We start from the raw sequence: 24,010 nt of genomic DNA, 5'->3' as shown, positions 1-24,010 counted from the left end.
CGGCTTTTTAGCACGTGACAACAATAATATATCTATCAGGGCAGACGTATCTCACACATGCAAGAGTTAGCAAAAATCCTTGTTATCGATGACGATGACCAGTTTCGTCACGATCTCGGCGTGATACTCGACTTTATTGGCGAGCGTTACGCGCTTCACTCGACAGCAGATGTCAGTGACGCACTTTGGGAGCAAAACTGGGGCGCATGTTTTCTTGGCCACGTCCGCTCTTCTGCCTTGCTTGAAAAGGTACTTGAGCAGCTTGCTACCTATCATCATGTTCCTGTTATCGCGATACGTCGCCACGACCGTGAGCTTTCAGGACTGCCAAACTATGTCGGTGAACTGGGTCTCCCCCTTAACTACCCGCAATTATTTGACGCGCTTCACCACTGTCGAGAGTTTGCAGGAAAACAGGCATTTAGCATTCCGCAGCTTAGCGGTGACAATACCGCCTTTCACAACATGGTCGGTAAGAGTGAGGCGATGGGGCAAGTCCGTCGTTTGGTAGACCAAGTGGCTGCCACTGAAGCGAATGTATTGATTCTGGGTGAGTCGGGTACCGGTAAAGAAGTGGTCGCTCGACACATTCATCATGCTTCCTCACGAGCATCCGGTCCTTTTGTGCCGGTTAACTGTGGTGCCATCCCAGCTGAGCTTTTAGAAAGCGAGCTATTTGGTCACGAAAAAGGTGCGTTTACGGGGGCGATTTCCGCACGTAAAGGACGCTTTGAGTTGGCCGAGGGCGGAACCTTATTTCTTGACGAAATTGGCGATATGCCCATGCCGATGCAAGTTAAGCTGCTAAGGGTGTTACAAGAGCGCACCTTTGAGCGAGTCGGGGGAAATAAGAGTATTCGCGCGGATGTCAGAGTGGTTGCGGCCACACACCGCCAGCTTGAGCAAATGATTGAAGAGGGCGATTTTCGCGAAGATCTTTACTATCGCTTAAACGTGTTTCCGATCGAAATGCCGCCGCTTCGAGAGCGTCTTGACGACATCCCAATGCTGATACACGAACTGATGTCGCGTCTCGATAGTGAAGGAAGCAGCCGTGTGCACCTCTCACCACGCGCGATCAACTCGCTCATGGAGCATGAGTGGCCTGGTAACGTGCGTGAGCTCGCCAACCTCATTGAACGTCTTGCGATTTTGTATCCGGGACAGCTTGTTGACGTCAACCACCTTCCTGCTAAATATCGTTATAGTGATATTCCAGAATTTCAGCCGGAAGCGTATTCGGTGGAAGAAACCGCTGTGGCTGAACGTGATGCCTTAACGGCGATGTTTAGTGAACCCGACGATGATCCTATGATGGATGAGATGCCAGGCTTTCACGATAGTCCAGGCGCGGTCGTGCTACCGCCGGAAGGCGTTAACCTAAAAGAAATGCTGGCGGATTACGAAGTTGATTTGATTCGACAAGCTTTGGAGGCGCAATCAGGCGTGGTCGCTCGCGCGGCAGACATGCTGAGTATGCGAAGGACGACGCTAGTCGAAAAGATGCGGAAATACGGGTTAAATAAAGAAGAATTGATTTAAACCGACCGTGTGTCAAAAAAGCGGAGTCAAAAAAATGACTTCGCTTTTTTGTTTCTAATTGCATGATATAAATAGCTATTTTTATGGCATAATCCCTGCTTAATTGGATAAAACCTTTATCAAATCGTGTATTGCCGAGATGGAAAGCCAATCGTCGCCACTGGGATCAGTGGACCAACAAGTTACGCGTTATAAACAAGTATTGGATGTCATGCCTGCTGGTGTGATCTTGCTTGATTCAAACGGCCGAGTGGCAGAAGCCAATCCAGAGGCTCGTCGCTTGTTGGGTGAACCACTCACGCAAGAACGTTGGTTTGACGTGATCCAACGCGCCTTCTCTCCGCGTGATGATGATGGGCATGAAGTATCGCTAAAAGATGGCCGCCGAGTAAAGCTTGCCATATCGGCATCAGATTCTGGCCAATTGATCTTGATTACCGATATGACAGAGACGCGCTTGCTGCAATCACGGGTCAGTGATCTGCAGCGGCTTTCATCCTTAGGGAAAATGGTGGCTTCCTTGGCACATCAGGTGCGAACACCGTTATCCAGCGCCATGTTATATGCGGCGAATTTAGGCGCACCCAATCTGAATGAAGCCACCCGACAGCGTTTCCAGTTGAAATTGCTTGATAGGCTGCACGATCTCGAAAAGCAAGTGAATGACATGCTGTTGTTCGCTAAAGGGGGCGATAACAAAGTGGTTGACCGGTTTACGGTTGAGCAGCTTTTTAATGAGTTTGAGCCTATGGTGGACGCGGTCGTTCAAGGAAAGAATGTTGATTTTGCCATCAATAGTGATGACGAAAGCGTGACCTTGCTGGGAAATGTGAATGCCTTAGCGAGCGCACTGAGTAACTTAGTGGTAAATGCTATTCAGGTTGCGGGAAAGGCGTGCCAAGTCGTGGTTGATGCGCGCACGCATGAAAGCAATCTCTTGTTGTCGGTTGCCGATAATGGCCCAGGTATCGCACCTGAGCTTCAGGCGAAAGTGTTAGAGCCCTTTTTTACCACCCGTCAGCAAGGGACGGGCTTAGGGCTTGCCGTTGTTCAAATGGTTTGCCATGCCCACAAAGGCACCTTGACGCTGCAGTCAGAGCCGGGTCAAGGCGCTTGTTTTACACTGTGCTTGCCGTTGGCAGACACCCCTGCTGCAAAAAGCAGTGATAGCGTAGGAGAAACACAATGAGCCAAACAACTGTCCTGATCGTCGAAGATGACGAAGGTTTGCGTGAGGCCCTCGTCGATACGCTTGCCCTTGCCGGATATCACTGGATCGAGGCCGATAGTGCCGAGCAAGCCTTACTGACCTTAAAATCAGAGGCGGTCGATATTGTCGTTTCCGATGTCCAAATGGCCGGAATGGACGGGCTCGCTTTGCTGCGAACCATCAAAAATAACACCCCGAATTTACCGGTGTTATTGATGACAGCCTACGCCAACATTGAAGATGCAGTGGCCGCGATGAAAGAAGGGGCGATTGACTATATGGCCAAGCCGTTCGCGCCTGAAGTGCTACTCAACATGGTCAGCCGTTATGCTCCGGTTAAAGCGGACAGCTCGGACGCCATTGTCGCGGATCCTAAAAGTGTCGCATTGATGGCGTTGGCCGACAAAGTGGCCGCGACCGATGCCAATGTGATGATCTTAGGGCCGTCAGGCTCGGGTAAAGAAGTGATGGCGCGATATATCCACGATCATTCTGTGCGCGTGGCGGCGCCTTTTGTCGCGATTAACTGCGCGGCCATTCCAGAAAACATGCTGGAAGCGACACTGTTTGGTTACGAGAAAGGTGCATTTACTGGCGCCGTACAAGCTTGCCCAGGGAAATTTGAGCAAGCTCAAGGTGGCACCATTTTGCTGGATGAAATTAGCGAAATGGACTTGGGTCTCCAAGCTAAGTTATTGCGGGTACTTCAAGAGCGTGAAGTTGAACGCTTAGGGGGCCGTAAAAGCATTCAACTGGATGTTCGCGTATTGGCCACCAGTAACCGCGATCTCAAAGAGTATGTGGCCGAAGGGCATTTCCGAGAAGATCTGTATTATCGGTTAAACGTCTTTCCTATTACCTGGCCTGCGCTCACAGACAGGCCCGGTGATATTATCCCACTGGCGAGTCATTTGTTGTCACGCCACTGTCAAAAACAAGGCATGCCGTGCCCTACATTAAGTCAAGATGCAGAGCAGAAACTCCTCCACTATCCATGGCCCGGCAACGTCCGTGAGCTCGACAACGTGATGCAGCGCGCTCTGATTCTGGCGAGCAATGCCTGCATTCAAGCGAGTGATATTTTGCTAGAGGGCCATGATTGGCATGATGCCTCCGGCTTACAGCATCGAGTGATGGATAGCCAGCCGGTGGCACCATCGGTTGCGACATCAGTGGCATCCTTTTCCGATCCAACGATAAACGGTAATGCTGGATTGGGGAATGAGCTTCGGGATCAAGAGTTTGCTATCATTCTAGATACTATTCGTGCTTGTGAAGGACGCCGCAAAGAAGTGGCTGAGCGGTTAGGGATCAGCCCGCGAACATTGCGTTATAAATTAGCCAAAATGCGTGATGCTGGGATTGAAATTCCAAGCTAACGCCCTAGGATGTGAGGCCTTTGCCAACGTGGCCTCAAAGTTGCAAGTTAGCTGTCATGGCGGAGAAAATCTGACCAAGTTGACAAAAAATTGACACAGTAAGGATCGACGATGAAAGCCAATGCCCTGACCCAAGAGATGCAAGCCATGGCGGTGGCCGCGAAAAACGTGTCGCAACCTGCGACGGGCCAACAAGTGAGCCAAGAATTTGGCGATATGCTGGCCAGCGCGATCAACCATGTTAACGGATTACAAAAAACATCGGGTGAACTTGCCACGCGCTTTGATGAAGGCGACCGCAGTGTCAGTTTGTCGGATGTGATGATCGCACGTAATAAGTCGAGTGTGGCATTCGATGCAACGGTTCAAACCCGCAACAAGCTGGTTGAAGCGTACAAAGAACTGATGAATATGCCAGTGTAATGTAGGAATTAACCAGTGGCTGAAGAGAATCAAAACACCGATCTGGCAGTCTCCGAAGGGGCGGCAGCATTGCCCTCCACGGAGCTTGGGCCAGAGATGGATCAAGACGTACAAGACCCGGATGCGTTAGAGCAGTCTGCCAAGTCTGACTCGCTATTCGGCGACTTGGACATGGTACGTCAGATGATCCTCGTGTTAGCGGTCGCTATCTGCGTCGCGTTGATTATGATGCTATTTTTCTGGGTTCAAGAACCCGAAATGCGTCCACTGGGCTCGTATGAAACCGAGGAGCTAATCCCGGTACTTGATCACCTCGATCAAGAAAAGATTAATTATCAGTTAGATGGCAATACGATTCGTGTCCCCGCGGATGAATACTCATCGATTCGTTTGGGGCTGACTCGGGCAGGATTAAACACCGCGACCGCTGAAGGCGATGATATTCTTCTGAATGACATGGGGTTTGGCGTCTCGCAACAGCTTGAGCGTGAACGCTTAAAACTGAGCCGCGAACGTCAACTTGCCGCCGCGATTGAAGAAGTTCGTCATGTCCGCAAAGCGCGAGTGCTGCTGGCGATGCCAAAGCAAAGCGTATTTGTGCGCCACAATCAAGAAGCCTCAGCGACCGTATTTCTTACGCTTGGCGGCGCGAATACACTCGGACAAGAAGAGGTGGACTCGATTGTCGATATGGTTGCCTCTGCCGTCCCATCCCTGAAACCGACCCGTGTAACGGTAACCGATCAGCATGGACGTTTGTTGAACTCGGGGAGTGAAGATCCTGCCACGGCAGCACGCCGCAAAGAATATGAGCTTGAGCGTAAGCAAGAGCGCCAGTTACGCGACAAAATCGATTCTATTCTCATCCCAGTATTGGGTTTGGGTAACTATACCTCGCAAGTCGATGTGTCGATGGACTTTAGTTCGTTAGAAGAAACCCAAAAGCAATTTAATCCCAATACGCCCGCCACGCGCAGTGAGTATACCCGTGAAGACTACAATAGTAGTGATATGGTCGCAGGGATCCCCGGGGCGTTAAGTAACCAGCCACCGGCGGATGCATCGATTCCCGAAGACGTTCAAGATTTGAAAAATGGTGGTGCAGGAGACACGGGCTCGGTCAGTCGCGAAGCCACGCGAAACTTTGAATTGGACACCACCATCCGTCACCGTCGTGCACAGTCTGGCATTATTGACCGCCAAACCGTCTCGGTCGCGGTCAACTTTAAGCAAAGTGTGGATCCGGAAACTGGTGATGTGGTGAAAACGCCACTGACCGATGATGAAATCGCAAAAATTCGTCGTTTGTTGATGGGCGGGGTCGGTTTCAGTGAAGCGCGTGGGGACGTGATTGAAGTCATTGCGGTGCCCTTTGTTGAGCCTGAACAAGATATGGCGATGGATGTGCCAATTTGGGAGCATCCAAACTTCAACGACTGGGTGCGCTGGATGGCGGCGGCATTGGTAATTATCGTGGTTATTTTGGTGCTTATCCGCCCAGCCATGAAAAAGCTGTTGTACCCAGCGCTCGACGAAGATGGCAACACCGTGGGGCCCAATGGCGAGATCTTGGGACCCGATGGCTTACCCATCTCTCCTGACGGTGATGACATTGGCCTGATTGGCTCGGAGCTTGATGGCTCAAGTAACTTTGCGATGTCTTCATCGGATGTGTCCTTGCCAAACTTACACAAAGATGAAGACTTGTTGAAAGCGGTGCGGGCATTGGTGGCGAACGAGCCAGACCTTGCTGCACAAGCTGTGAAGAACWGGGTAATGCAAGATGGCAAATGAAGTCGCGACAACCGGTGGTGAAGAGCAACCGGGTACCAGCTTTGATGTCAACTCGTTGAGTGGCATTGAAAAGGCAGCAATTTTGTTGTTGAGCCTGAGTGAGCAAGATGCGGCGAGTATTATTCGCCACCTTGAGCCAAAGCAGGTGCAACGCGTCGGTGCGGCCATGACCTCAATGACTGACCTTAACTCTGATAAAGTGGCCGCTGTTCACCGCGCCTTTCTCGAGGAAATCCAAAAATACACCTCAATCGGGATGGGCAGTGAAGACTTTGTCCGTAATGCACTGGTGGCTGCGTTGGGTGAAGACAAAGCCAACAACTTGGTCGATCAGATTTTGCTTGGCAGTGGCTCGAAAGGCTTGGATTCACTCAAGTGGATGGATCCGCGTCAAGTGGCGAGCATCATTATCAACGAGCACCCGCAGATACAGACCATTGTACTTTCGTATCTCGACCCCGAGCATTCCGCAGAGATCCTCTCACAGTTTGTTGAACGTGACCGGTTAGATCTGATGATGCGGATTGCCAACCTCGAAGAAGTTCAGCCTGCTGCATTGCACGAGTTGAATGAAATCATGGAGAAACAGTTCGCTGGCCAAGCGGGGGCGCAAGCTGCCAAAATTGGTGGCTTAAAGGCCGCAGCCGAGATCATGAACTACATGGATAACAGTATTGAAGGCGTGTTGATGGACTCGATTCGCGATCAAGACGAAGAGATGGCCTCGCAAATCCAAGATCTGATGTTCGTATTCGACAACCTTATCGATGTCGACGATCGCGGTATTCAAACCATGCTGCGTGACGTGCCGCAAGAAGTCTTGCAAAAAGCACTCAAAGGTGCGGAAGATAATCTGCGTGAGAAAATCTACCGCAACATGTCTCAGCGTGCGGCAGAAATGCTGCAAGACGATATCGAAGCCATGGGACCGATCCGTGTCTCAGATGTAGAAGGGGCTCAGAAAGAGATCCTGTCAATCGCGCGCCGTCTCGCGGATGCGGGTGAAATCATGCTTACGGGTGGCGGCGGCGACGAGTTCGTTTAGGCCATTCACGTATCAGAGGTAAATCATGAGCCTAGATAAGCGTCGTGGCTACATTCGTGCTGACGAAGCACAGACTGAAACCATTGATCGTTGGGAACTGCCTCCTTACGGCGACAAGCAGTCTTTACCCAAAGAAACCGCACTCAACTATGACCCGAGTTGGGAGCCGGAGCCTGAACCGGAGCCCGAAGAGTCGGAGCTGGCGCCTGAACCTTTAACCGCGGACGCGCTCGAAGCGATTCGCCAACAAGGCTACGACGAGGGCCATGAAGAGGGCAAGCAGCTTGGTCATCGTGAGGGGTTAGAAGCGGGCCTTGAAGAGGGACGCGAGAAAGGCCACGAAGAAGGTAAAAAAGCAGGCTTTGACGAAGGCGTTGCCGCTGGGCAAGCGCTAATAGAGGAGCGCTGCCAGCATCTAGATAGAATTTTAAATCAGCTTACGCACCCGCTCGAAAAGGTCAATGAAGATGTCGAGCAGCAGTTGCTATTGATGGTGCAAGCGTTGACCAAATCTCTGATTGGCGTCGAAGTGCAGACCAATCCGCATGTGATCTTACAAACCTTACGCGCCGCTATCGAAGCACTGCCGATTGCTGATCACCCCGTTACTGTATCCCTACACCCAGATGATCACGCGGTAGTCAGTGATGCATACGGGCCAGATACCCTTGCCGCGCGCGATTGGACATTACAATCCGAGCCAGCACTGTCTCGTGGCGATGTGCACGTAAAAGCGAAAGACTCGGTGGTGGATTACCGTCTTGCCGAGCGTGTCGACACCTTGTTGCGAGAGTTTCATGGTAAAAACCAAGCACGCCCGTCGGACGCTGCGCACCAACAAACGGATCCTGTGACAGAATCTGAGCAAACCATGCGTGATCACGCGCAACAGGAGGCGGACGCACCGCAAGAGCATGCGTCGTCAGCGCTAGACTCTCAAGCTAGCTCACAGGATGAGCAAGTACCTTCGGCTGAGCAAAACGAATCCGTGGATCAGGACAAAGGTGAGTCATGAGTGCATTGGCAGAGCGACTCAAGCACTGGCAAGTTGATAATCTCGCCCCCAAACCCGTCGCATCGGGGAAATTGGTCCGTATGGTGGGATTGACACTCGAAGCCATTGGCTGTCGCGCGCCGATTGGCTCTGTCTGCTCGGTCGATACCCTTAATGGCACCATTGAGGCCGAAGTGGTTGGTTTTGCCGGTGAGCTACTTTATCTGATGCCCAATGAGCAAGTGTCTGGTGTGCTTCCCGGTGCACGTGTGACGCCGCTGGCAGAGCGAGGCCATTTGGCGGTGGGGATGGAATTACTCGGCCGAGTGATCGACGGCATGGGCAATCCTTTGGATGGAAAGGGCGATATCTATACCGATAAGCGTGCTAGCTTAGAAGGGACGCCAATCAACCCCTTGGCGCGCCAGCCGATTCGTGAACCCTTGGATGTGGGTATTAAGGCGATTAATGGCCTTTTAACCGTCGGGAAAGGGCAACGTATCGGCTTGTTTGCTGGCTCGGGGGTGGGTAAGTCCGTGACGCTTGGTATGATGACACGTGGCACGACCGCACAAGTGGTTGTGGTGGGGCTCATTGGCGAGCGCGGTCGTGAAGTCAAAGAGTTTATTGACGATATTCTCGGTGAGGAAGGACGCGCACGCGCCGTGGTGGTTGCAGCCCCTGCCGATGCGTCACCACTGATGCGTCTAAAAGGGTGCCAAACTGCGTTGACCATTGCCGAATACTTTCGCGATCTAGGGCTCGATGTGCTCTTGCTGATGGATTCTCTGACCCGTTTTGCGCAAGCGCAGCGTGAAATCGCTTTATCGGTTGGCGAGCCACCAGCTACCAAAGGGTATCCGCCATCAGTTTTTGCGCGTTTGCCTTCGTTGGTTGAACGTGCCGGTAATGGCGCGATTGGGCAAGGTTCGATTACAGCGTTTTTCACTGTACTCACTGAAGGCGATGACTTACAAGATCCGATTGCTGATGCTGCCCGCGCCATTCTTGACGGGCATATCGTGTTATCGCGCGAGTTAGCTGACAGTGGGCATTATCCTGCGATTGATGTTGAGCGTTCGGTCAGCCGAGTGATGCCAAACATCACCAGTGAAGAGCAAATCCTGATGTCTAAAGCGGTGCGGCAAGTGTTGTCCGTTTGCCGAAAAAATCAAGACTTGGTCTCGATTGGCGCGTACAAGCCAGGCTCAGATGCAGCGGTTGACCAAGCATTTAGTATTAAGCCGCGATTGGATGGGTATTTGCAGCAAGGTATGAAAGAAGTGGTTCCCTATGATATGTGCGTCAACATGTTACGCTCAACCTTGCAGGGATAATCGATGGCTGATCATGCACTGACACTACTGTTGGATAAAGCCCAAGAAGATGAAAAGCAGGCGCAGCTTGCCGTTGTCGCGGCGCAGCAATCTTTAGATAATTATTATCGCCAGCTTGAGCAAATCGAGCAGTACCGCTTGGAGTATTGTCGGCAAATGAGTGATCGCGGCCAGCAAGGTTTATCGGCCAGTGCATTTGGCCACTTAAACAAATTCATTGTCCAGCTGGATGAAACCCTGGCAAAACAGCGAGATGCAGAACATCAGTTTAAAGAGCATCTCGATAACTGCCAACAAACCTGGCATCAAGCGCGGCAGTATCGGCAATCGATAGAGTGGCTAATTGAAAAGCGTGAACGTGAGCAAGCGGAGCGAGAACGCTATCAAGAGCAGCGCCAAATGGATGAAATGGCAGCGATTATTGCTCGCCGTCGTCCTTCCCCCTTCTCTTAATCTCATAATGGCGCGATAATTGCTTTGTCATTACCACGACGAGCGAGTATTCGCCTCGCGAACAGGTGGTTTACACGGTAATGATGAGAGACCTATGACGCAGTCTAACCTGACGCTTTCTAATTTATCTGCCAACATCGCGCCAACGCCAAGCGAGGGTCAGCCTTTAGCTGGACAAGCTAAGGTGTCGCCAGAAGCGGGCTTTTTAGCGACATTACGCCAAACGCTTCAGCAAGATGGCGCGGAGGGCGAGTTGCCCATTGAGCTGATGGCGGATGGCAAAACCTTACTGGTTGATGGCCAAATGATCGATGCAGAGGCCATGCTGGCCGATGGCATGTTCAGTGAAGCAGAAATGGCCCAAATTGCCGATATGACCGCGATGGAGGAAGGGGAGGCACTGCTTGCACGCTTAAATCAAGCTGCCGCCACGCTCAATGGCAAAGATTTGCCTATCAAAGCGGGTAGTGAATTAATGGCCAATGCTGACAACATGACAGAGGCCGACAAAGAGGCTTTAAACGAAAAAGCGCTGAACGAAAAAGCGTTAGCATCATTGCAAGAACAGGTGCACGAGGACTCCCAAGCACAAAAGGTCTCGCGAGAAGCATTACTAGAGACGTTGTCACGGCAGCTTCCTGATGATGTCGATCCAGAACAGGCGCTGGCGCAACTGTCGCCCGATCAGTTGGCAGCATTGGTAGCGCAAGTGAGAGCTAATCAACAGGCGCGCAGCGAGGCCAGCCTCAGCAGTGACAAACAAGGGATGGCATCTGCGCAGTCAGACAAAGCGATAAAGCTCGCGTCGGCATCGATCCCTTGGGCCGAGGCCAAAGCCGGCGCGGATGAAACGGAAAAAAAAGGTAAAGAGTCGGTTGTTGCTAAAGATGTCGCCGCAGCGTTGGCGGCCCGTTCGGCAGACAATCTGGACAAGCAGCGTCAAGCTAATCAAGCGACTTATCAGCTGCATACCGGTGATGGGGAGAGTAACAGTAAATCCTCTTCATCATTGACCGTCCAATTAGGACAGGCGGGCGCGAATGCGTTAGCCAGTCAGCAGGCGCAAGCGGCAGGGTTGAGTAAAGCTGCGCTAAAAGCCATGACTGATAAGGCGGCTAACGCGGATAAAGCAGCGGGAGTGGATGGCGGTGGATCGACACGCTCCGATACACTGATGCAGCAGTTAGCGAATAGTTTAGGGACACCATCGGCGCAAGCATCTACCGCGCGTCAAGATATGCAAGCGGCACAAAATGCTCAAGCCCCCTTACCCATGGGACAAACACCAGCAGACGCGGGCGCGGCACTCAGCGAACGCGTGAATGTAATGCTGTCGAAAAATTTGAAACAGGTTGATATTCGCCTTGATCCACCTGAATTAGGTCGGATGCAAATTAAGCTAGGTATCAACAATGACCAAGCGACTGTGCATATCACTGTCGCGAACCATCAAGCTCGCGATCTCGTTGAACAAGCGATGCCGCGTTTGCGTGAAATGTTACAGCAGCAAGGGCTACAATTAGCTCAAGGTTCAGTTCAACAGCAAGACAGTGGTGCCCAACAAATGGCATCGGGTCAGCAGCAACAAGGTGGCACTGGCCAATCGAGTGGGCCCGCATCCGGAATATCGGGGCTCGATGACGGTGTTGACGAGGTGTTAACTAGCCAAACCATACAGGTTTCACACAGCGATAGAGCGGTTGACTATTACGCTTGATGTCGATGAACAGACGAGGAGCATAGAAGAGCTATGGCCGATGACAATCCGGGTGCCCCTGAAGGTGGAAAGAAAAAACTGATCATCATCATTGCCGCGGCAGTGTTACTTCTGGCCGTCGCGGGTGGCGCGGTATTTTTCTTTTTGTCAGGCGATGATGGTGGTCAAGATGATATTGTGCTTGAAGAGCAAGCGATGTCACTGCCAGCGATTTATGTCACCTTACCGCGCCCGTTTGTGTTCAATGTGACGGGCGACGAGCAGCAACGTCTCGTTCAAGTAAAGGCTCAGCTGCTGGTACGGGGCAATGAAATGGAAGCGCTTGCCAAAGAAAATTTACCTTTGGTGGAGCACGCGCTGCTGAATACCTTTGGGGCAGCAACCGCCGAGCAATTGCGTACACCGCAAGGCCAACTCGAAGTGAGGCGGCAAGCGGCCGAGAATGTGCGTGCGGCCTTGATTAAAGTAACCGGTGACCCTGTGGTAGAACGGGTCCTGTTTACTGGTTTTGTGATGCAATAGGTGATGACGTGACCGACCTACTCAGCCAAGACGAAATTGATGCGCTCCTCCACGGTGTTGATGACGTCGAAGACGATGATAACGAGCCCGAAGCCGGCGAAGGCGGTGCGGTAGGATTTGATTTCTCTTCGCAAGACCGTATTGTGCGCGGTCGCATGCCGACGCTTGAACTTATCAATGAGCGCTTTGCGCGTCACATGCGCATTAGTTTGTTTAACATGCTGCGTAAAACCGCCGAAGTATCGATCAACGGCGTGCAGATGATGAAATTTGGCGAGTACCAAAACACGCTCTATGTCCCGACGAGCTTAAACATGGTGCGTTTCCGGCCATTAAAAGGGACCGGGCTTATCACCATGGAAGCACGATTAGTCTTCATCTTGGTGGAAAACTTCTTTGGTGGCGACGGGCGTTTTCATGCTCGGATTGAAGGGCGTGAATTTACTCCGACCGAGCGACGAGTGATTCAAATGCTGCTCAAGCTCGTGTTTGAAGATTATAAAGACGCGTGGGCGCCGGTGATGGAAGTGGCCTTTGAATACCTCGACTCAGAGGTAAACCCGGCGATGGCCAACATCGTTAGCCCGACAGAAGTGATTGTGGTGTGCTCGTTCCATATCGAGCTTGACGGCGGCGGTGGCGATTGCCACATGGTTATGCCGTACTCCATGCTAGAGCCGATTCGCGAGTTGCTAGATGCGGGGGTCCAAAGTGACAAAATGGACACGGATGTACGCTGGAGTAAAGCATTACGCGATGAAATCTTGGACGTTAATGTCGAGCTCAGCGCCAAGCTGTTAGACACCACGCTGTCATTACGCGATTTGATGGAGTTGCAAAAGGGGGACGTGATCCCTGTCGATATGCCAGACGCGTGTACTGTCTTTATTGAAGATTTACCGACCTATCGTGCCAAAATGGGTCAATCTAACGATAAGCTAGCACTCAAAATCGTTGAAAAATTGAAACGGCCAGATATGGCTAAATCAGATATTTCACTGCTTCACGACAAGCCGGAATTGCTTGACGACTTAGAAAAAGATTTACCAATTGATGGTAAAGGTGGCAGTGATACCAGTAATCAAAACCAGTAAACAGGGGTGAGACGTCATGGATCAAAATGATGTAGATGATGACTGGGCTGCCGCCCTGGCCGAACAGTCAGAAGTGGAAGGCTCTGATGAAGTGCAAGCGGCACCATTAGAAGAGCTGACGGACGACAGTGAACAGAAAATTGGCCCAGAAGAGCAACGCAAGCTGGATGCCATTCTCGATATCCCTGTGAGCATATCGATGGAAGTCGGGCGCACACAAATAAATATTCGTAATTTGCTGCAATTAAACCAAGGCTCTGTGGTCGAGCTAGATCGATTGGCAGGGGAATCGCTTGATGTGCTGGTGAATGGCACCTTAATTGCGCATGGCGAAGTGGTTGTGGTGAACGATAAGTTTGGTATTCGGTTGACGGATGTGATCAGCCAGACTGAGCGAATTAAGAAGTTACGATAAGGAAAATCATGCGTCGGCTTTTGGGAGGCTTGTTGTTTGCGCCGCTGCCTGTATGGGCCGCGGCGCCTGATATTAGTATCGCGACCATGTTGGTATCACTGACATTGGTGCTTGCGCTTATTTTTGCGCTGGCGTGGTTATTGAGACGATTAAAGTTGCCTGGCATGGCTGGGCAAGCCAACGGCATTCGTATCATCAGCCAACTGGCCGTTGGGCAAAAAGAGCGTATTTTAGTGGTCGATATCAATGGCGAGCAGCTTGTGATCGGCGTGACAGCCACCAATATTCGGTTGCTAAAAGCGCTGGATTCGCCCATGCCGACGTCGTCAAATGCGCCAGCACCGAATACGGGATTTGCTGAGCAACTCGGCCAACTGTTGAATCGAAAATGACTATCAAAACGTTACTTGCGGCTTGGCTTTTTGTGTGGGTGTCACTGTTTTCACCTGCCACATTTGCCCAACAAGAAGCAACGCCAGCACAAGAAACCATTACCACCGAATCGATTGATGAGGCCGGTGAGGCAGTGCGACTGCAGACAAGTCGCAACACCGGAGGCGGGATCCCTGCCGTGACGATGCGCGTCAATCCTGATGGCAGTGAAGACTACTCGGTGACATTGCAGATCCTTGCTCTGATGACCGCGCTGGGGTTTTTGCCCGCCATCGTGATTTTGATGACCTCATTCACCCGAATTGTGGTGGTGATGGCGATTTTGCGGCAGGCAATGGGACTTCAGCAAACACCGTCAAACCAAGTCATCATCGGGATCGCTTTGTTCTTGACACTGTTTATTATGTCACCGGTGATCGATCGCATGAACACGGACGCCATTCAACCCTACATCAATGAGCAAATAACGGCGCGAGACGCCTTTGACCGTGTGCAAGTACCGTTACGCGAGTTTATGTTGCGACAGACACGCGTCAAAGATCTTGAGACCTTTGTTAACATGTCGGGTGCGCAAGTCAGTGAGCCAGAGCAAGTCCCGATGACGGTACTCATCCCTGCGTTTGTGACTTCAGAGCTGAAAACGGCTTTCCAAATTGGCTTTATGCTATTTTTGCCGTTTTTGGTGATTGATTTGGTGGTGGCATCTGTCTTGATGGCAATGGGTATGATGATGCTTTCGCCGATGATCGTCTCCTTGCCATTTAAGCTAATGCTGTTTGTCTTGGTTGATGGGTGGAACCTCATTCTTTCTACCTTAGCGGGTAGTTTTGGCTAAAGGAGGCAATGATGGCCCCGGAAGCGTTTGTTGAATTATTTCAAGATGCCTTGTATTTGGTGCTACTGCTGGTGTCAGCGATTGTGGTACCCGGATTGTTGGTTGGCTTGATTGTGGCGATTTTCCAAGCGGCAACCTCAATCAACGAGCAAACACTGAGCTTTTTACCGCGTTTGATCGCCACTTTTGTGGCCCTGATGTTTTTCGGCCATTGGATGACGCGTATGTTGATGGAGTACTTCTACCGCTTGGTGGAAGAGATCCCGACCCTGCTTTACTAGGGCGACGGCATGGAATATCCCGCCTCTGTTATTTTGTCGTGGATGGCCAATTACTTTTGGCCGTTCACTCGCATCTCCTCGATGATGATGGCGATGACGTTCTTCGGCGCGCGCTTTGTGCCAGTGCGCATTCGCTTATATCTGTCGCTGGCGATTACCTTTGCGGTAATGCCAGCACTCCCAGCGGTGCCAGAAGAGATTGAATTAGTGTCCTTTGCGGGGTTTGTGGTGTTGGCACAGCAAATCGTGATTGGCGTTGCCATGGGGATGGTCACGCAATTTATTACGCAAACCTTTGTGGTGTTGGGGCAAATCCTCGGTATGCAATCCAGTTTAGGTTTCGCCTCTATGGTGGACCCCGCCAATGGTCAAAATACCCCCTTGCTAGGGCAATTCTATTTATTCTTGGCAGTCATGCTCTTTCTTGCCACCGATGGGCATTTGCAGATGCTTAATTTGGTGGTCATGAGTTTTAAAACGCTTCCCATTGGCGAGATGATTGGTGCGGCTGATTACCGCAGCCTTGCGGATTGGTTCGGTATTATGTTCCAGGTCGCGTTAAGCATGTCATTGGCGGGCATTATTGCGCTCTTGATTGTCAACTTGTCGTTCGGGGTCATGACGCGCGCCGCTCCCCAACTGAATATTTTCTCTCTTGGCTTTGCATTTGCATTGTTGATGGGCTTGCTGATCAGTTGGTATTTACTGTTCGGTATTTTGACGCATTACGATAACCACTGGCAGACTGGGCTTAACCAAGTTTGCTCTTTGATTCGCATTAACTGTGAGCCTAACTGATGGCAGAGAGTGACGGCCAAGAAAGAACAGAAGACGCCACACCCCGAAGGCGGGAGCAGGCGCGGGAGAAAGGCCAAGTACCGCGCTCAAGAGAACTGGCATCCGTCGCTGTCCTGATATTAGGGGCGGTGAGCTTGATGTGGTTTGGGCAATCGCTCGGGGAAGCGTTAATGGCGCTCATGAAGCGGCTTTTTACGTTGTCGCGCGCAGAAGTCTTTGATACCTCTGAGTTAATGCTGGTGGTGGTCGGCGAGCTATTACACCTTATCCTCCCGCTTGGACTGGTGCTGTTACTGCTGTTTTTTTCCGGTCTCGCGGGGTCGGCAGGCCTTGGTGGGATCAGCTTCTCGTGGGAAGCGGCGCGCCCTAAGTTATCCAAAATGAGCCCCATCGCTGGGGTGAAGCGTATGTTTGGCACCCAAGGCTTGGTTGAGCTATTAAAATCGATTCTTAAAGTCTTGCTGGTTGGGGGCGTGGCAAGTTATTTGGTGTATATCAATCTCCAAGACTTCTTCGAACTGACGATTGAAACCTTCCCGCAAAACCTCTATCACGCGATGGATATTCTGCTTAACTTCGTGTTGTTGGTATGTTGCTCACTGTTGATTGTGGTTGCGATTGATGTGCCGTTTCAGATATGGCAGCACAATGAGCAACTAAAAATGACCAAACAAGAAGTGAAGGACGAGTACAAAGAAACCGAGGGTCGCCCTGAAGTCAAAGGTCGAATTCGCATGTTGCAGCGTGAAATGGCGCAACGACGAATGATGGCAGAAGTGCCACAAGCCGATGTCGTGGTGACTAACCCCGAGCACTACTCGGTTGCACTTCGGTATAACAGTGACATGGATAGCGCACCTGTGGTGGTGGCAAAAGGCTCTGACTTTACGGCATTGAAAATTCGTGAGATTGCCGCTGAGCATGATGTAGCGATTGTCCCTGCACCGCCGTTAGCGCGAGCACTGTACTTTAGCACAGAACTTGAGCAACAAATTCCAGATGGTTTATTTACGGCGGTTGCACAGGTACTGGCGTATGTTTTCCAGCTCAAGCAATACAAAAAAGGGCGAGGCCGTCGGCCGACGCGCCCAGAAGACGCTTATTTGCCGATTCCGCCAGATTTGCGCCACGACTAGCACTCTTTTGTCCTTTGGGTTGCGTGTTTTTGTCTGAGAAGTGACAAAATGCTGACACTTTCGGGGTTGTTTGTTGGCGCAAATATTGCTTTCTCCACTTCCTCTTATGTTTGACGAGCGCGTCGCTTTTTCCGCCGTTCACCTATCATGGATTTGAGCTTGTAACATGCTAAAAGCCAAGTGGCAGCTGCCATTCTCAGACAAAGTTCCTTACCACCGCTTGCGTGCGATGCCCGCGGTTGGGGCACCCATTCTAGTACTAGCCACCCTCGCGATGGTGGTATTGCCCGTTCCGCCCATGCTGTTGGACTTGATGTTCTCGTTCAACATTGCCTTGTCGCTGGTGGTTTTGCTCGTCACGATTTATACCCGTCGTCCACTTGATTTTGCCGCGTTTCCCACGGTGTTGTTGATAGCGACCTTACTACGCTTGGCGTTGAATGTTGCGTCGACTCGGGTGGTGTTGCTCTATGGCCATGAAGGGCCGGATGCCGCGGGTCAGGTGATCGGCGCGTTTGGTTCGGTGGTGATCGGGGGCAACTATGCCGTTGGTCTGGTGGTGTTCCTTATCCTGATGATCATCAACTTTATGGTAGTGACCAAGGGTGCCGGACGGATTTCGGAAGTGAGTGCTCGCTTTACCTTGGATGCCTTGCCTGGTAAGCAAATGGCCATTGATGCCGACTTAAATGCTGGGCTTATCGATCAAGAACAAGCGCGGACGCGTCGTCAAGAAGTGACCAAAGAAGCGGACTTCTACGGCTCTATGGATGGTGCGTCTAAGTTCGTTAAAGGGGATGCGATCGCCGGTATCCTGATCCTGTTGATTAACATTGTCGGTGGCCTGTCTATCGGGATGGGACAGCACGATCTCCCGTTCTCTGATGCGATTGAAGTCTATACCTTGCTGACCATTGGTGACGGCTTGGTGGCACAAATCCCGTCACTCTTGCTGTCAATTGGTGCCGCCATTATGGTGACGCGTCAAAATACTGATGAAGACATGGGACAGCAAGTTGTCTTCCAACTGTTTSATAACCCACGCGCGCTGATGATTGCTACTGGTATTCTTACCGTGATGGGTATTGTGCCGGGCATGCCTCACATCCCATTCCTGCTGTTAGCGATTATTTGTGGAGGCTTGGCCTATTGGAAATACCAGCAGTATCACAAAGCACAACAAAAAGCAGATGAGCCTGAGCAGCCAGAGACGGCGCCTATCACACCGAAAGAGTTGTCATGGGATGATGTGCAACCTGTGGATGTGATTGGTCTCGAAGTGGGTTATCGCCTAATCCCCATGGTGGATAGAGATCAAGGCGGTGAACTACTTGACCGGGTCAAAGGCGTGCGTAAAAAACTCTCTCAAGACTTTGGCTTCCTCATTCCGCCGGTGCATATTCGCGATAATCTGGAGTTACCGCCGCATAACTACCGGATAACCCTGATGGGCGTCGCGGTGGGCGAAGCGGAAGTCCGTCCAGAGCATGAACTTGCTATTAATCCAGGACAAGTGTTTGGTCCGATTGAAGGCGAGCCGACGCAAGATCCCGCATTTGGACTCGAAGCGGTTTGGATTGAGCCGAGCCAACGCGAACACGCTCAGGCGTTAGGATATACGGTGGTCGACTCAGCCACCGTATTGGCGACCCACCTGAGTCAAATGCTGACCAATAACGCCGAGCGTTTATTGGGTCACGAAGAGGCGCAAAATCTTGTCGATATGCTAGGTAAACAAGTGCCGCGTTTGGTGGAGGGACTGATCCCTGACCAAATCCCACTGAGTGTATTGGTGAAGGTATTGCAAAACTTGCTCAGTGAGGCGATTCCTATTCGAGATATCCGCACTATCGTTCAGACCATGGCCGAGTACGCTGGAAAGAGTCAAGATCCCGACATTCTCACCGCAGCGGTTCGGATTGCGCTGCGTCGACTGATCGTGCAGGAAATCAATGGTATTGCGCCAGAACTGCCAGTCATTACGTTAGTGCCTGAGCTGGAACAGATGTTGCATAAAACCATGCAGGCCTCCGGTGGTGAGTCGACAGGCATTGAGCCTGGGTTAGCAGAACGTCTGCAATCATCATTAGCCGAGGCAACGCAGCAGCAAGAGCTGCAAGGCGAGCCCGCCGTGTTGCTAACGTCTGGCGTGCTTCGAGCGACCTTAGCGAAATTTGTGAAGAATACCATTCCGACGCTACGTGTCTTGTCATATCAAGAAGTGCCGGATGAGAAACAAATTCGTATCGTCAATGCGGTCGGTAATAATTAATACCGTTTTTTGAGTAGGGCAGAGCTTTGAAAATCAAACGTTTTTTTGCTAAAGACATGCGTACTGCACTTGGCCAAGTCAAAGAAGAGCTCGGTGCGGATGCGGTGATCATGTCTAACAAAAAAGTGACTGGTGGTGTGGAAATTGTTGCTGCCGTCGATGCCGATACAGATCCTGTTCCTGCCAAGCCGCAGCCACAGGCTCATGCACAAGAGCAGGCGGCGCAGGCATACTCAAATGCACACCGCCAGCTCGCTGACGACAAGGTCCAATTGCGCCAACGCCAACAAGCGGCGCCGCGCAATCAGCGACCGCCCCGTTTTTCGGCCATGCTCGATGAATATCGAGATAAATCAGGCCCAGCAGACCGTGCGCCTCAAAACGAAGCCGACTCCCTGTCTGCGTTGTTGCAACGACAACAAAAACAGTCATCTCGCCCCGACCCTCAACGTCATTCGAATTCGAGAGAACCTGAGCGGCCTGCCGCATTGGGGCGAGGTTATGAACCTCGTCGCGAGTTGAAGAGCAATGGTCGTGGCAGTTGGCAAGATGCAGGGCGCCAGCATCAACAGCCGGGTAGCAAGCCTAAACTGGATCCTTCCCGGTTCGAAGCGCGCCAGTCGCAATCGTCCAATGAAGAGATTGAAGCGATGCGCCAAGAAATGGCCTCCATTCGTAGCCTACTTGAACATCAGCTGTCAGGCTTGATGTGGCAAGAGGTTGAACGTAGAGAGCCGCTGCGTGCCATGCTGATTAAACGCTTGGAGCGCATGGGGTTATCGTCTGACCTATCGGATCAGCTCGCGTGTTATATCCCAGAAGACACGCCTCCCACTGAAGCTTGGCAAGCGCTGCTTGATTTGGTCGCTGACCAAATCATCACCGTGGATGAAAACATGCTTGAAACAGGCGGCGTGATTGCGCTTTTGGGCCCCACCGGAGTAGGAAAAACTACCACGATCGCCAAGCTTGCGGCCCGTGCCGCCATGGACTTTGGCCCTGAAGAAATCGCGTTAGTCACCACAGATACGTTTCGTATCGGGGCGCATGAACAACTTGCGACCTATGGGCGTATTCTTGGCTGTCCGGTCAAGGTGGCTAAAGATGCCGATGAACTGGCCGACATCCTTTATCAACTGCGTCATAGACGTTTGATATTGCTTGATACTGCCGGAATGGGTCAGCGCGATCTGCGCCTTTCAGAGCAGCTCGATACATTAATGCAAAACAGCGGTTCGCATATCCGCAGCTTGCTGGTTTTGCCTGCGACGTCCCAACGTCGCGTATTACAAGAAACCATTGAACATTTTCGTCGTATTCCTTTGTCCGGCTGCGTGCTGACAAAGCTGGACGAATCTCTAAGCCTCGGTGAGCTGTTGTGTGTCACCATCGAAAATGCCCTGCCTGTTGCTTACTTAGCTGACGGGCAACGTGTGCCGGAAGATATCCGCCAAGCGACAGGACACTTCCTCGTGTCAAAAGCCAGCGAAATGCTGGAATCAGGCGCGGATCAGCACAATCACTTCTGGAGCAGTGATGTCCCAGAGTCGAATGGGGCGGACTTTTATGATTGAGACAACCATGCAAGATCAAGCAAGCGGCCTTCGCCGTCTAACCAACCCCTCACGAACTAAAGTCATTACAGTGACTGGCGGTAAAGGTGGTGTGGGGAAAACAAATGTCACCCTAGGAATGGCGGCCTCTATGGCGCGCCAAGGCAAAAAAGTCATGGTGCTTGATGCAGACCTTGGCTTGGCGAATGTCGATGTGTTGCTCGGATTACGAGCCGGCAAGAACTTGTCTCACGTCCTTCAAGGTGTTTGTGATCTGAAAGACATCATCATTGAAGGGCCGCACGGTATGAAAATCGTGCCAGCATCGTCTGGAATGCAAGGCATGACCGAGCTAACTCCGGCGCAACATGCTGGTTTGATTCGCGCTTTTGGTACACTCGAGGAAGAGGTTGATGTACTCTTAGTAGATACTGCTGCGGGGATCTCTGATATGGTACTGAGCTTTTCGCGTGCAGCGCAAGATGTGGTGGTCGTGGTGTGCGATGAGCCCACGTCAATCACTGATGCCTATGCTCTGATCAAGATTTTAAGCCGTGAACATGGCGTGAATCGATTTAAAATCGTGGCAAATATGGTCAGAAGCTACCGTGAAGGGCGAGATTTGTTCACAAAATTAACGCGAGTCACTGAAAGGTTTCTAAATGCTAATCTAGAATTAGTGGCATGTGTTCCTGTGGATGAAAGAGTGAGGCAAGCAGTGAGAAAACAGAAAGTTGTTATCGACGCATTTCCTCGCTCGCCAGCGTCGTTGGCTTTAAACGCTCTGGCGAATAAAGCACTGACGTGGCCAGTACCGCGTAACCCTGGTGGTCATCTGGAGTTTTTTGTTGAGCGTTTGCTGATCAAAAATGATGACGCAGGAGAGTTAATTCGTGAATAAAGCGCTCACCTATAGTCGCACGGGTGATAATGGCCAAGGGGTACTCGAACGATACTCAACATTGGTCAAACGGATAGCACACCACTTAATGGGGCGCTTGCCGCCGAGTGTACAAGTCGAAGATTTAATTCAAGCAGGCATGATAGGTTTGCTTGAAGCGCAGCAAAATTATGATCCGAGTAAGGGCGCAAGTTTTGAAACCTATGCCGGTATTCGGATTCGCGGTGCTATGCTGGATGATATGCGCCGTGGTGACTGGGTGCCACGCTCGGTCCACAAAGCAAGTAGGACAATCAGTGATGCGATAGCCTCACTGGAAAAGGAATTAGGCCGTGATCCCACGGATGTAGAAGTGGCACAACGGCTTGATATGAGCCTAGATCAGTATCATCAGGCACTGAATGACGTTAACTGTGGCCGATTAATCGGCATGGACGACTTAGGTGTCTCCGAAGATGCATTTACAACCGACAGTCATCGCAACGACAATCTTCCCTTTCAGGATGTTGCGGAGGATAATTTCAAAGCGGCATTGGCCGCGGCGATAAAAAGTCTTCCCGAAAGAGAAGCACTGGTGCTATCTCTTTATTATGATGAGGAATTAAACCTCAAAGAGATAGGGGCAGTGATTGGGGTGAGTGAATCCCGGGTCTGTCAGATTCAGAGTCAGGCCACGCAACGATTGAGAGCCAAGCTTTCCGCTTGGCATAGTGAGTAAGTAACAGTTTCGACAATAAAACGAGACCTCACCGGAGGCAACCTTGGATAAAAACATGAAAATTCTCGTTGTTGATGATTTTTCAACAATGCGCCGTATCGTAAAGAATCTTCTTCGTGACTTAGGTTTCAACAATACCGTTGAAGCGGATGACGGCTTAACAGCGCTGCCAATCCTCAAAAAGGGCGGTATTGATTTTGTCGTGACCGATTGGAATATGCCTGGGATGCAGGGAATCGATTTGCTCAAAGAGATCCGAAAGGATGACTCGCTGAAGCATCTCCCTGTACTGATGATCACTGCCGAAGCGAAGCGTGAGCAGATTGTTGAAGCTGCGCAAGCAGGCGTGAACGGTTATATCGTAAAACCTTTTACTGCTGCCACACTGAAAGAGAAGCTCGATAAAATTTTCGAGCGCATGTAATTAGCAAGCGCACAGTAAAAGGTAATCGTCATGATCAATCTGGACCAAGCGAAACAATTGGTCGCGTATCTTGAGAGTGGAGAGCAAGATAACGCTAATGCGCTTCTCGCTGATATCGCGAAAGAGGCGCGAGACCCACTGTTTAATGAAGTGGGCAAACTCACCCGCCAATTACACGACTCTATCTCCAACTTTCGCTTGGATCCCAGAATTGGTGATTTGGCGACTGTCGATATTCCTGACGCTCGCGATCGCCTCACTTATGTGATGGAGAAAACCGAGCTTGCGGCCAACCGCACCATGGATGCGGTTGAACGTACCATGCCTATTGCCAGTGAGTTGCAAGATAATTTGCAAGCGGTTAGGCCGAATTGGAACAGCTTGATGCGGGGTGAAATCGCCCTGGATGAGTTTAAAAGCCTTTGCCACAACATCGACGAGTTGTTGACCCAGGTGGAAGGCGGAGCGACAGAGCTTCACGGCCATTTGACCGATATTTTGATGGCTCAAGATTTTCAAGATCTCACCGGCCAAGTGATTCGACGTATTATCGAACTTGTGCAAGAAGTTGAACAACAACTCGTCGAAATTCTGACTGCATTCGGCATGGAAAATGACGAGACGGCGGGAGAAGCGCCGTCTCAACAAGAAGATACCGTTGACAAGTCAGCGCCGGAAGGACCGATTATTCATCCTGAAGAGCGTGATGACGTGGTCCACAGCCAGGATGATGTCGATGACTTATTATCGAGTTTGGGTTTTTAGAGGTGCGCT

At 51.2% G+C, this 24,010-nt stretch carries 24 protein-coding genes; all 24 read left to right on the top strand.

Annotated elements, in window-relative coordinates:
• The first annotated feature begins 57 nt into the window (after positions 1-57).
• The 24 genes from BZJ18_RS04555 (at position 58) to BZJ18_RS04440 (ending at position 24,001) form a co-directional block, all read left to right on the top strand.
• Complete coding sequence (locus BZJ18_RS04555) at positions 58-1,542, top strand: sigma-54 dependent transcriptional regulator (protein WP_077455516.1); 1,485 nt, start codon at positions 58-60, stop codon at positions 1,540-1,542.
• 139 nt (positions 1,543-1,681) lie between these two features.
• On the top strand, positions 1,682-2,731 hold the full coding sequence (locus BZJ18_RS04550) for a sensor histidine kinase (RefSeq protein ID WP_077455547.1): 1,050 nt from the start codon (positions 1,682-1,684) through the stop codon (positions 2,729-2,731).
• Positions 2,728-4,131, top strand: a complete 1,404-nt coding sequence (locus BZJ18_RS04545; protein WP_077455515.1) for a sigma-54-dependent transcriptional regulator — start codon at positions 2,728-2,730, stop codon at positions 4,129-4,131. The genes BZJ18_RS04550 and BZJ18_RS04545 overlap by 4 nt, the downstream gene beginning before the upstream one ends.
• Before the next feature lie 111 nt (positions 4,132-4,242).
• Positions 4,243-4,554, top strand: coding sequence for a flagellar hook-basal body complex protein FliE (fliE, locus tag BZJ18_RS04540; RefSeq protein ID WP_069587134.1), 312 nt, complete (start codon positions 4,243-4,245; stop codon positions 4,552-4,554).
• A 15-nt stretch (positions 4,555-4,569) separates the two neighbouring features.
• Positions 4,570-6,348: a flagellar basal-body MS-ring/collar protein FliF gene (gene fliF / locus BZJ18_RS04535; protein WP_077455514.1), complete on the top strand. Its 1,779-nt coding sequence runs from the start codon at positions 4,570-4,572 to the stop codon at positions 6,346-6,348.
• On the top strand, positions 6,338-7,393 hold the full coding sequence (fliG, locus tag BZJ18_RS04530) for a flagellar motor switch protein FliG (protein WP_077455513.1): 1,056 nt from the start codon (positions 6,338-6,340) through the stop codon (positions 7,391-7,393). Before fliF ends, fliG begins: the two co-directional genes overlap by 11 nt.
• A gap of 25 nt (positions 7,394-7,418) precedes the next feature.
• Positions 7,419-8,408: a flagellar assembly protein FliH gene (fliH, locus tag BZJ18_RS04525; protein WP_077455512.1), complete on the top strand. Its 990-nt coding sequence runs from the start codon at positions 7,419-7,421 to the stop codon at positions 8,406-8,408.
• Positions 8,405-9,724: a flagellar protein export ATPase FliI gene (gene fliI, locus BZJ18_RS04520; RefSeq protein ID WP_077455511.1), complete on the top strand. Its 1,320-nt coding sequence runs from the start codon at positions 8,405-8,407 to the stop codon at positions 9,722-9,724. The genes fliH and fliI overlap by 4 nt, the downstream gene beginning before the upstream one ends.
• A 3-nt stretch (positions 9,725-9,727) precedes the next feature.
• The gene (fliJ, locus tag BZJ18_RS04515) at positions 9,728-10,177 is read left to right on the top strand and encodes a flagellar export protein FliJ (RefSeq protein WP_069587140.1); all 450 of its coding nucleotides are present in this window, start codon (positions 9,728-9,730) and stop codon (positions 10,175-10,177) included.
• 94 nt (positions 10,178-10,271) lie between these two features.
• A complete protein-coding gene (locus tag BZJ18_RS04510; protein WP_077455510.1) occupies positions 10,272-11,894 on the top strand; it encodes a flagellar hook-length control protein FliK in 1,623 nt (540 codons plus the stop codon).
• A gap of 33 nt (positions 11,895-11,927) precedes the next feature.
• Positions 11,928-12,416 (top strand): flagellar basal body-associated protein FliL, encoded by a 489-nt coding sequence (fliL, locus tag BZJ18_RS04505; RefSeq protein ID WP_077455509.1) that lies wholly within the window; start codon positions 11,928-11,930, stop codon positions 12,414-12,416.
• Between the two features lie 8 nt (positions 12,417-12,424).
• Entirely contained in the window at positions 12,425-13,510 is a 1,086-nt protein-coding gene (gene fliM / locus BZJ18_RS04500; RefSeq protein ID WP_077455508.1) for a flagellar motor switch protein FliM, read from the top strand.
• 16 nt (positions 13,511-13,526) lie between these two features.
• A complete protein-coding gene (fliN, locus tag BZJ18_RS04495; RefSeq protein ID WP_077455507.1) occupies positions 13,527-13,925 on the top strand; it encodes a flagellar motor switch protein FliN in 399 nt (132 codons plus the stop codon).
• Between the two features lie 8 nt (positions 13,926-13,933).
• Positions 13,934-14,317 (top strand): flagellar biosynthetic protein FliO, encoded by a 384-nt coding sequence (gene fliO, locus BZJ18_RS04490; RefSeq protein ID WP_077455506.1) that lies wholly within the window; start codon positions 13,934-13,936, stop codon positions 14,315-14,317.
• Complete coding sequence (gene fliP / locus BZJ18_RS04485; protein WP_077455505.1) at positions 14,314-15,153, top strand: flagellar type III secretion system pore protein FliP; 840 nt, start codon at positions 14,314-14,316, stop codon at positions 15,151-15,153. The genes fliO and fliP overlap by 4 nt, the downstream gene beginning before the upstream one ends.
• Before the next feature lie 11 nt (positions 15,154-15,164).
• Positions 15,165-15,434, top strand: coding sequence for a flagellar biosynthesis protein FliQ (gene fliQ / locus BZJ18_RS04480; RefSeq protein WP_069587148.1), 270 nt, complete (start codon positions 15,165-15,167; stop codon positions 15,432-15,434).
• Positions 15,435-15,443: 9 nt separating this feature from the next.
• Positions 15,444-16,232: a flagellar biosynthetic protein FliR gene (gene fliR / locus BZJ18_RS04475; protein ID WP_077455504.1), complete on the top strand. Its 789-nt coding sequence runs from the start codon at positions 15,444-15,446 to the stop codon at positions 16,230-16,232.
• Positions 16,232-17,368, top strand: a complete 1,137-nt coding sequence (gene flhB / locus BZJ18_RS04470; RefSeq protein WP_077455503.1) for a flagellar biosynthesis protein FlhB — start codon at positions 16,232-16,234, stop codon at positions 17,366-17,368. The genes fliR and flhB overlap by 1 nt, the downstream gene beginning before the upstream one ends.
• Positions 17,369-17,534: 166 nt before the next feature.
• Complete coding sequence (flhA, locus tag BZJ18_RS04465; protein ID WP_077455502.1) at positions 17,535-19,640, top strand: flagellar biosynthesis protein FlhA; 2,106 nt, start codon at positions 17,535-17,537, stop codon at positions 19,638-19,640.
• Between the two features lie 26 nt (positions 19,641-19,666).
• A complete protein-coding gene (gene flhF / locus BZJ18_RS04460; RefSeq protein ID WP_077455501.1) occupies positions 19,667-21,214 on the top strand; it encodes a flagellar biosynthesis protein FlhF in 1,548 nt (515 codons plus the stop codon).
• On the top strand, positions 21,207-22,094 hold the full coding sequence (locus BZJ18_RS04455; RefSeq protein WP_069587159.1) for a MinD/ParA family protein: 888 nt from the start codon (positions 21,207-21,209) through the stop codon (positions 22,092-22,094). The genes flhF and BZJ18_RS04455 overlap by 8 nt, the downstream gene beginning before the upstream one ends.
• Complete coding sequence (locus BZJ18_RS04450) at positions 22,087-22,812, top strand: RNA polymerase sigma factor FliA (protein ID WP_069587161.1); 726 nt, start codon at positions 22,087-22,089, stop codon at positions 22,810-22,812. The genes BZJ18_RS04455 and BZJ18_RS04450 overlap by 8 nt, the downstream gene beginning before the upstream one ends.
• 55 nt (positions 22,813-22,867) lie before the next feature.
• Positions 22,868-23,236 (top strand): chemotaxis response regulator CheY, encoded by a 369-nt coding sequence (gene cheY, locus BZJ18_RS04445; protein WP_069587163.1) that lies wholly within the window; start codon positions 22,868-22,870, stop codon positions 23,234-23,236.
• 30 nt (positions 23,237-23,266) lie between these two features.
• Positions 23,267-24,001: a protein phosphatase CheZ gene (locus tag BZJ18_RS04440; protein ID WP_077455500.1), complete on the top strand. Its 735-nt coding sequence runs from the start codon at positions 23,267-23,269 to the stop codon at positions 23,999-24,001.
• Positions 24,002-24,010 lie beyond the last annotated feature (9 nt).

This window comes from Salinivibrio sp. IB872, assembly GCF_001995345.1.
In the GTDB taxonomy this organism is placed as follows: domain Bacteria; phylum Pseudomonadota; class Gammaproteobacteria; order Enterobacterales; family Vibrionaceae; genus Salinivibrio; species Salinivibrio proteolyticus.
Note: the sequence above shows the minus strand (reverse complement) of the source record. Positions and strands in the feature narration are given on the sequence as shown.

What these genes read in the sequence shown, in the direction of transcription:
- BZJ18_RS04555 (WP_077455516.1), top strand. Translation starts at nt 58, where the DNA reads ATGCAAGAGTTAGCAAAAATCCTTGTTATCGATGACGATGACCAGTTT.
- BZJ18_RS04550 (WP_077455547.1), top strand. Translation starts at nt 1,682, where the DNA reads ATGGAAAGCCAATCGTCGCCACTGGGATCAGTGGACCAACAAGTTACG.
- BZJ18_RS04545 (WP_077455515.1), top strand. Translation starts at nt 2,728, where the DNA reads ATGAGCCAAACAACTGTCCTGATCGTCGAAGATGACGAAGGTTTGCGT.
- fliE (WP_069587134.1), top strand. Translation starts at nt 4,243, where the DNA reads ATGAAAGCCAATGCCCTGACCCAAGAGATGCAAGCCATGGCGGTGGCC.
- fliG (WP_077455513.1), top strand. Translation starts at nt 6,338, where the DNA reads ATGGCAAATGAAGTCGCGACAACCGGTGGTGAAGAGCAACCGGGTACC.
- fliH (WP_077455512.1), top strand. Translation starts at nt 7,419, where the DNA reads ATGAGCCTAGATAAGCGTCGTGGCTACATTCGTGCTGACGAAGCACAG.
- fliI (WP_077455511.1), top strand. Translation starts at nt 8,405, where the DNA reads ATGAGTGCATTGGCAGAGCGACTCAAGCACTGGCAAGTTGATAATCTC.
- fliJ (WP_069587140.1), top strand. Translation starts at nt 9,728, where the DNA reads ATGGCTGATCATGCACTGACACTACTGTTGGATAAAGCCCAAGAAGAT.
- BZJ18_RS04510 (WP_077455510.1), top strand. Translation starts at nt 10,272, where the DNA reads ATGACGCAGTCTAACCTGACGCTTTCTAATTTATCTGCCAACATCGCG.
- fliL (WP_077455509.1), top strand. Translation starts at nt 11,928, where the DNA reads ATGGCCGATGACAATCCGGGTGCCCCTGAAGGTGGAAAGAAAAAACTG.
- fliN (WP_077455507.1), top strand. Translation starts at nt 13,527, where the DNA reads ATGGATCAAAATGATGTAGATGATGACTGGGCTGCCGCCCTGGCCGAA.
- fliO (WP_077455506.1), top strand. Translation starts at nt 13,934, where the DNA reads ATGCGTCGGCTTTTGGGAGGCTTGTTGTTTGCGCCGCTGCCTGTATGG.
- fliP (WP_077455505.1), top strand. Translation starts at nt 14,314, where the DNA reads ATGACTATCAAAACGTTACTTGCGGCTTGGCTTTTTGTGTGGGTGTCA.
- fliQ (WP_069587148.1), top strand. Translation starts at nt 15,165, where the DNA reads ATGGCCCCGGAAGCGTTTGTTGAATTATTTCAAGATGCCTTGTATTTG.
- fliR (WP_077455504.1), top strand. Translation starts at nt 15,444, where the DNA reads ATGGAATATCCCGCCTCTGTTATTTTGTCGTGGATGGCCAATTACTTT.
- flhB (WP_077455503.1), top strand. Translation starts at nt 16,232, where the DNA reads ATGGCAGAGAGTGACGGCCAAGAAAGAACAGAAGACGCCACACCCCGA.
- BZJ18_RS04455 (WP_069587159.1), top strand. Translation starts at nt 21,207, where the DNA reads ATGATTGAGACAACCATGCAAGATCAAGCAAGCGGCCTTCGCCGTCTA.
- cheY (WP_069587163.1), top strand. Translation starts at nt 22,868, where the DNA reads ATGAAAATTCTCGTTGTTGATGATTTTTCAACAATGCGCCGTATCGTA.
- BZJ18_RS04440 (WP_077455500.1), top strand. Translation starts at nt 23,267, where the DNA reads ATGATCAATCTGGACCAAGCGAAACAATTGGTCGCGTATCTTGAGAGT.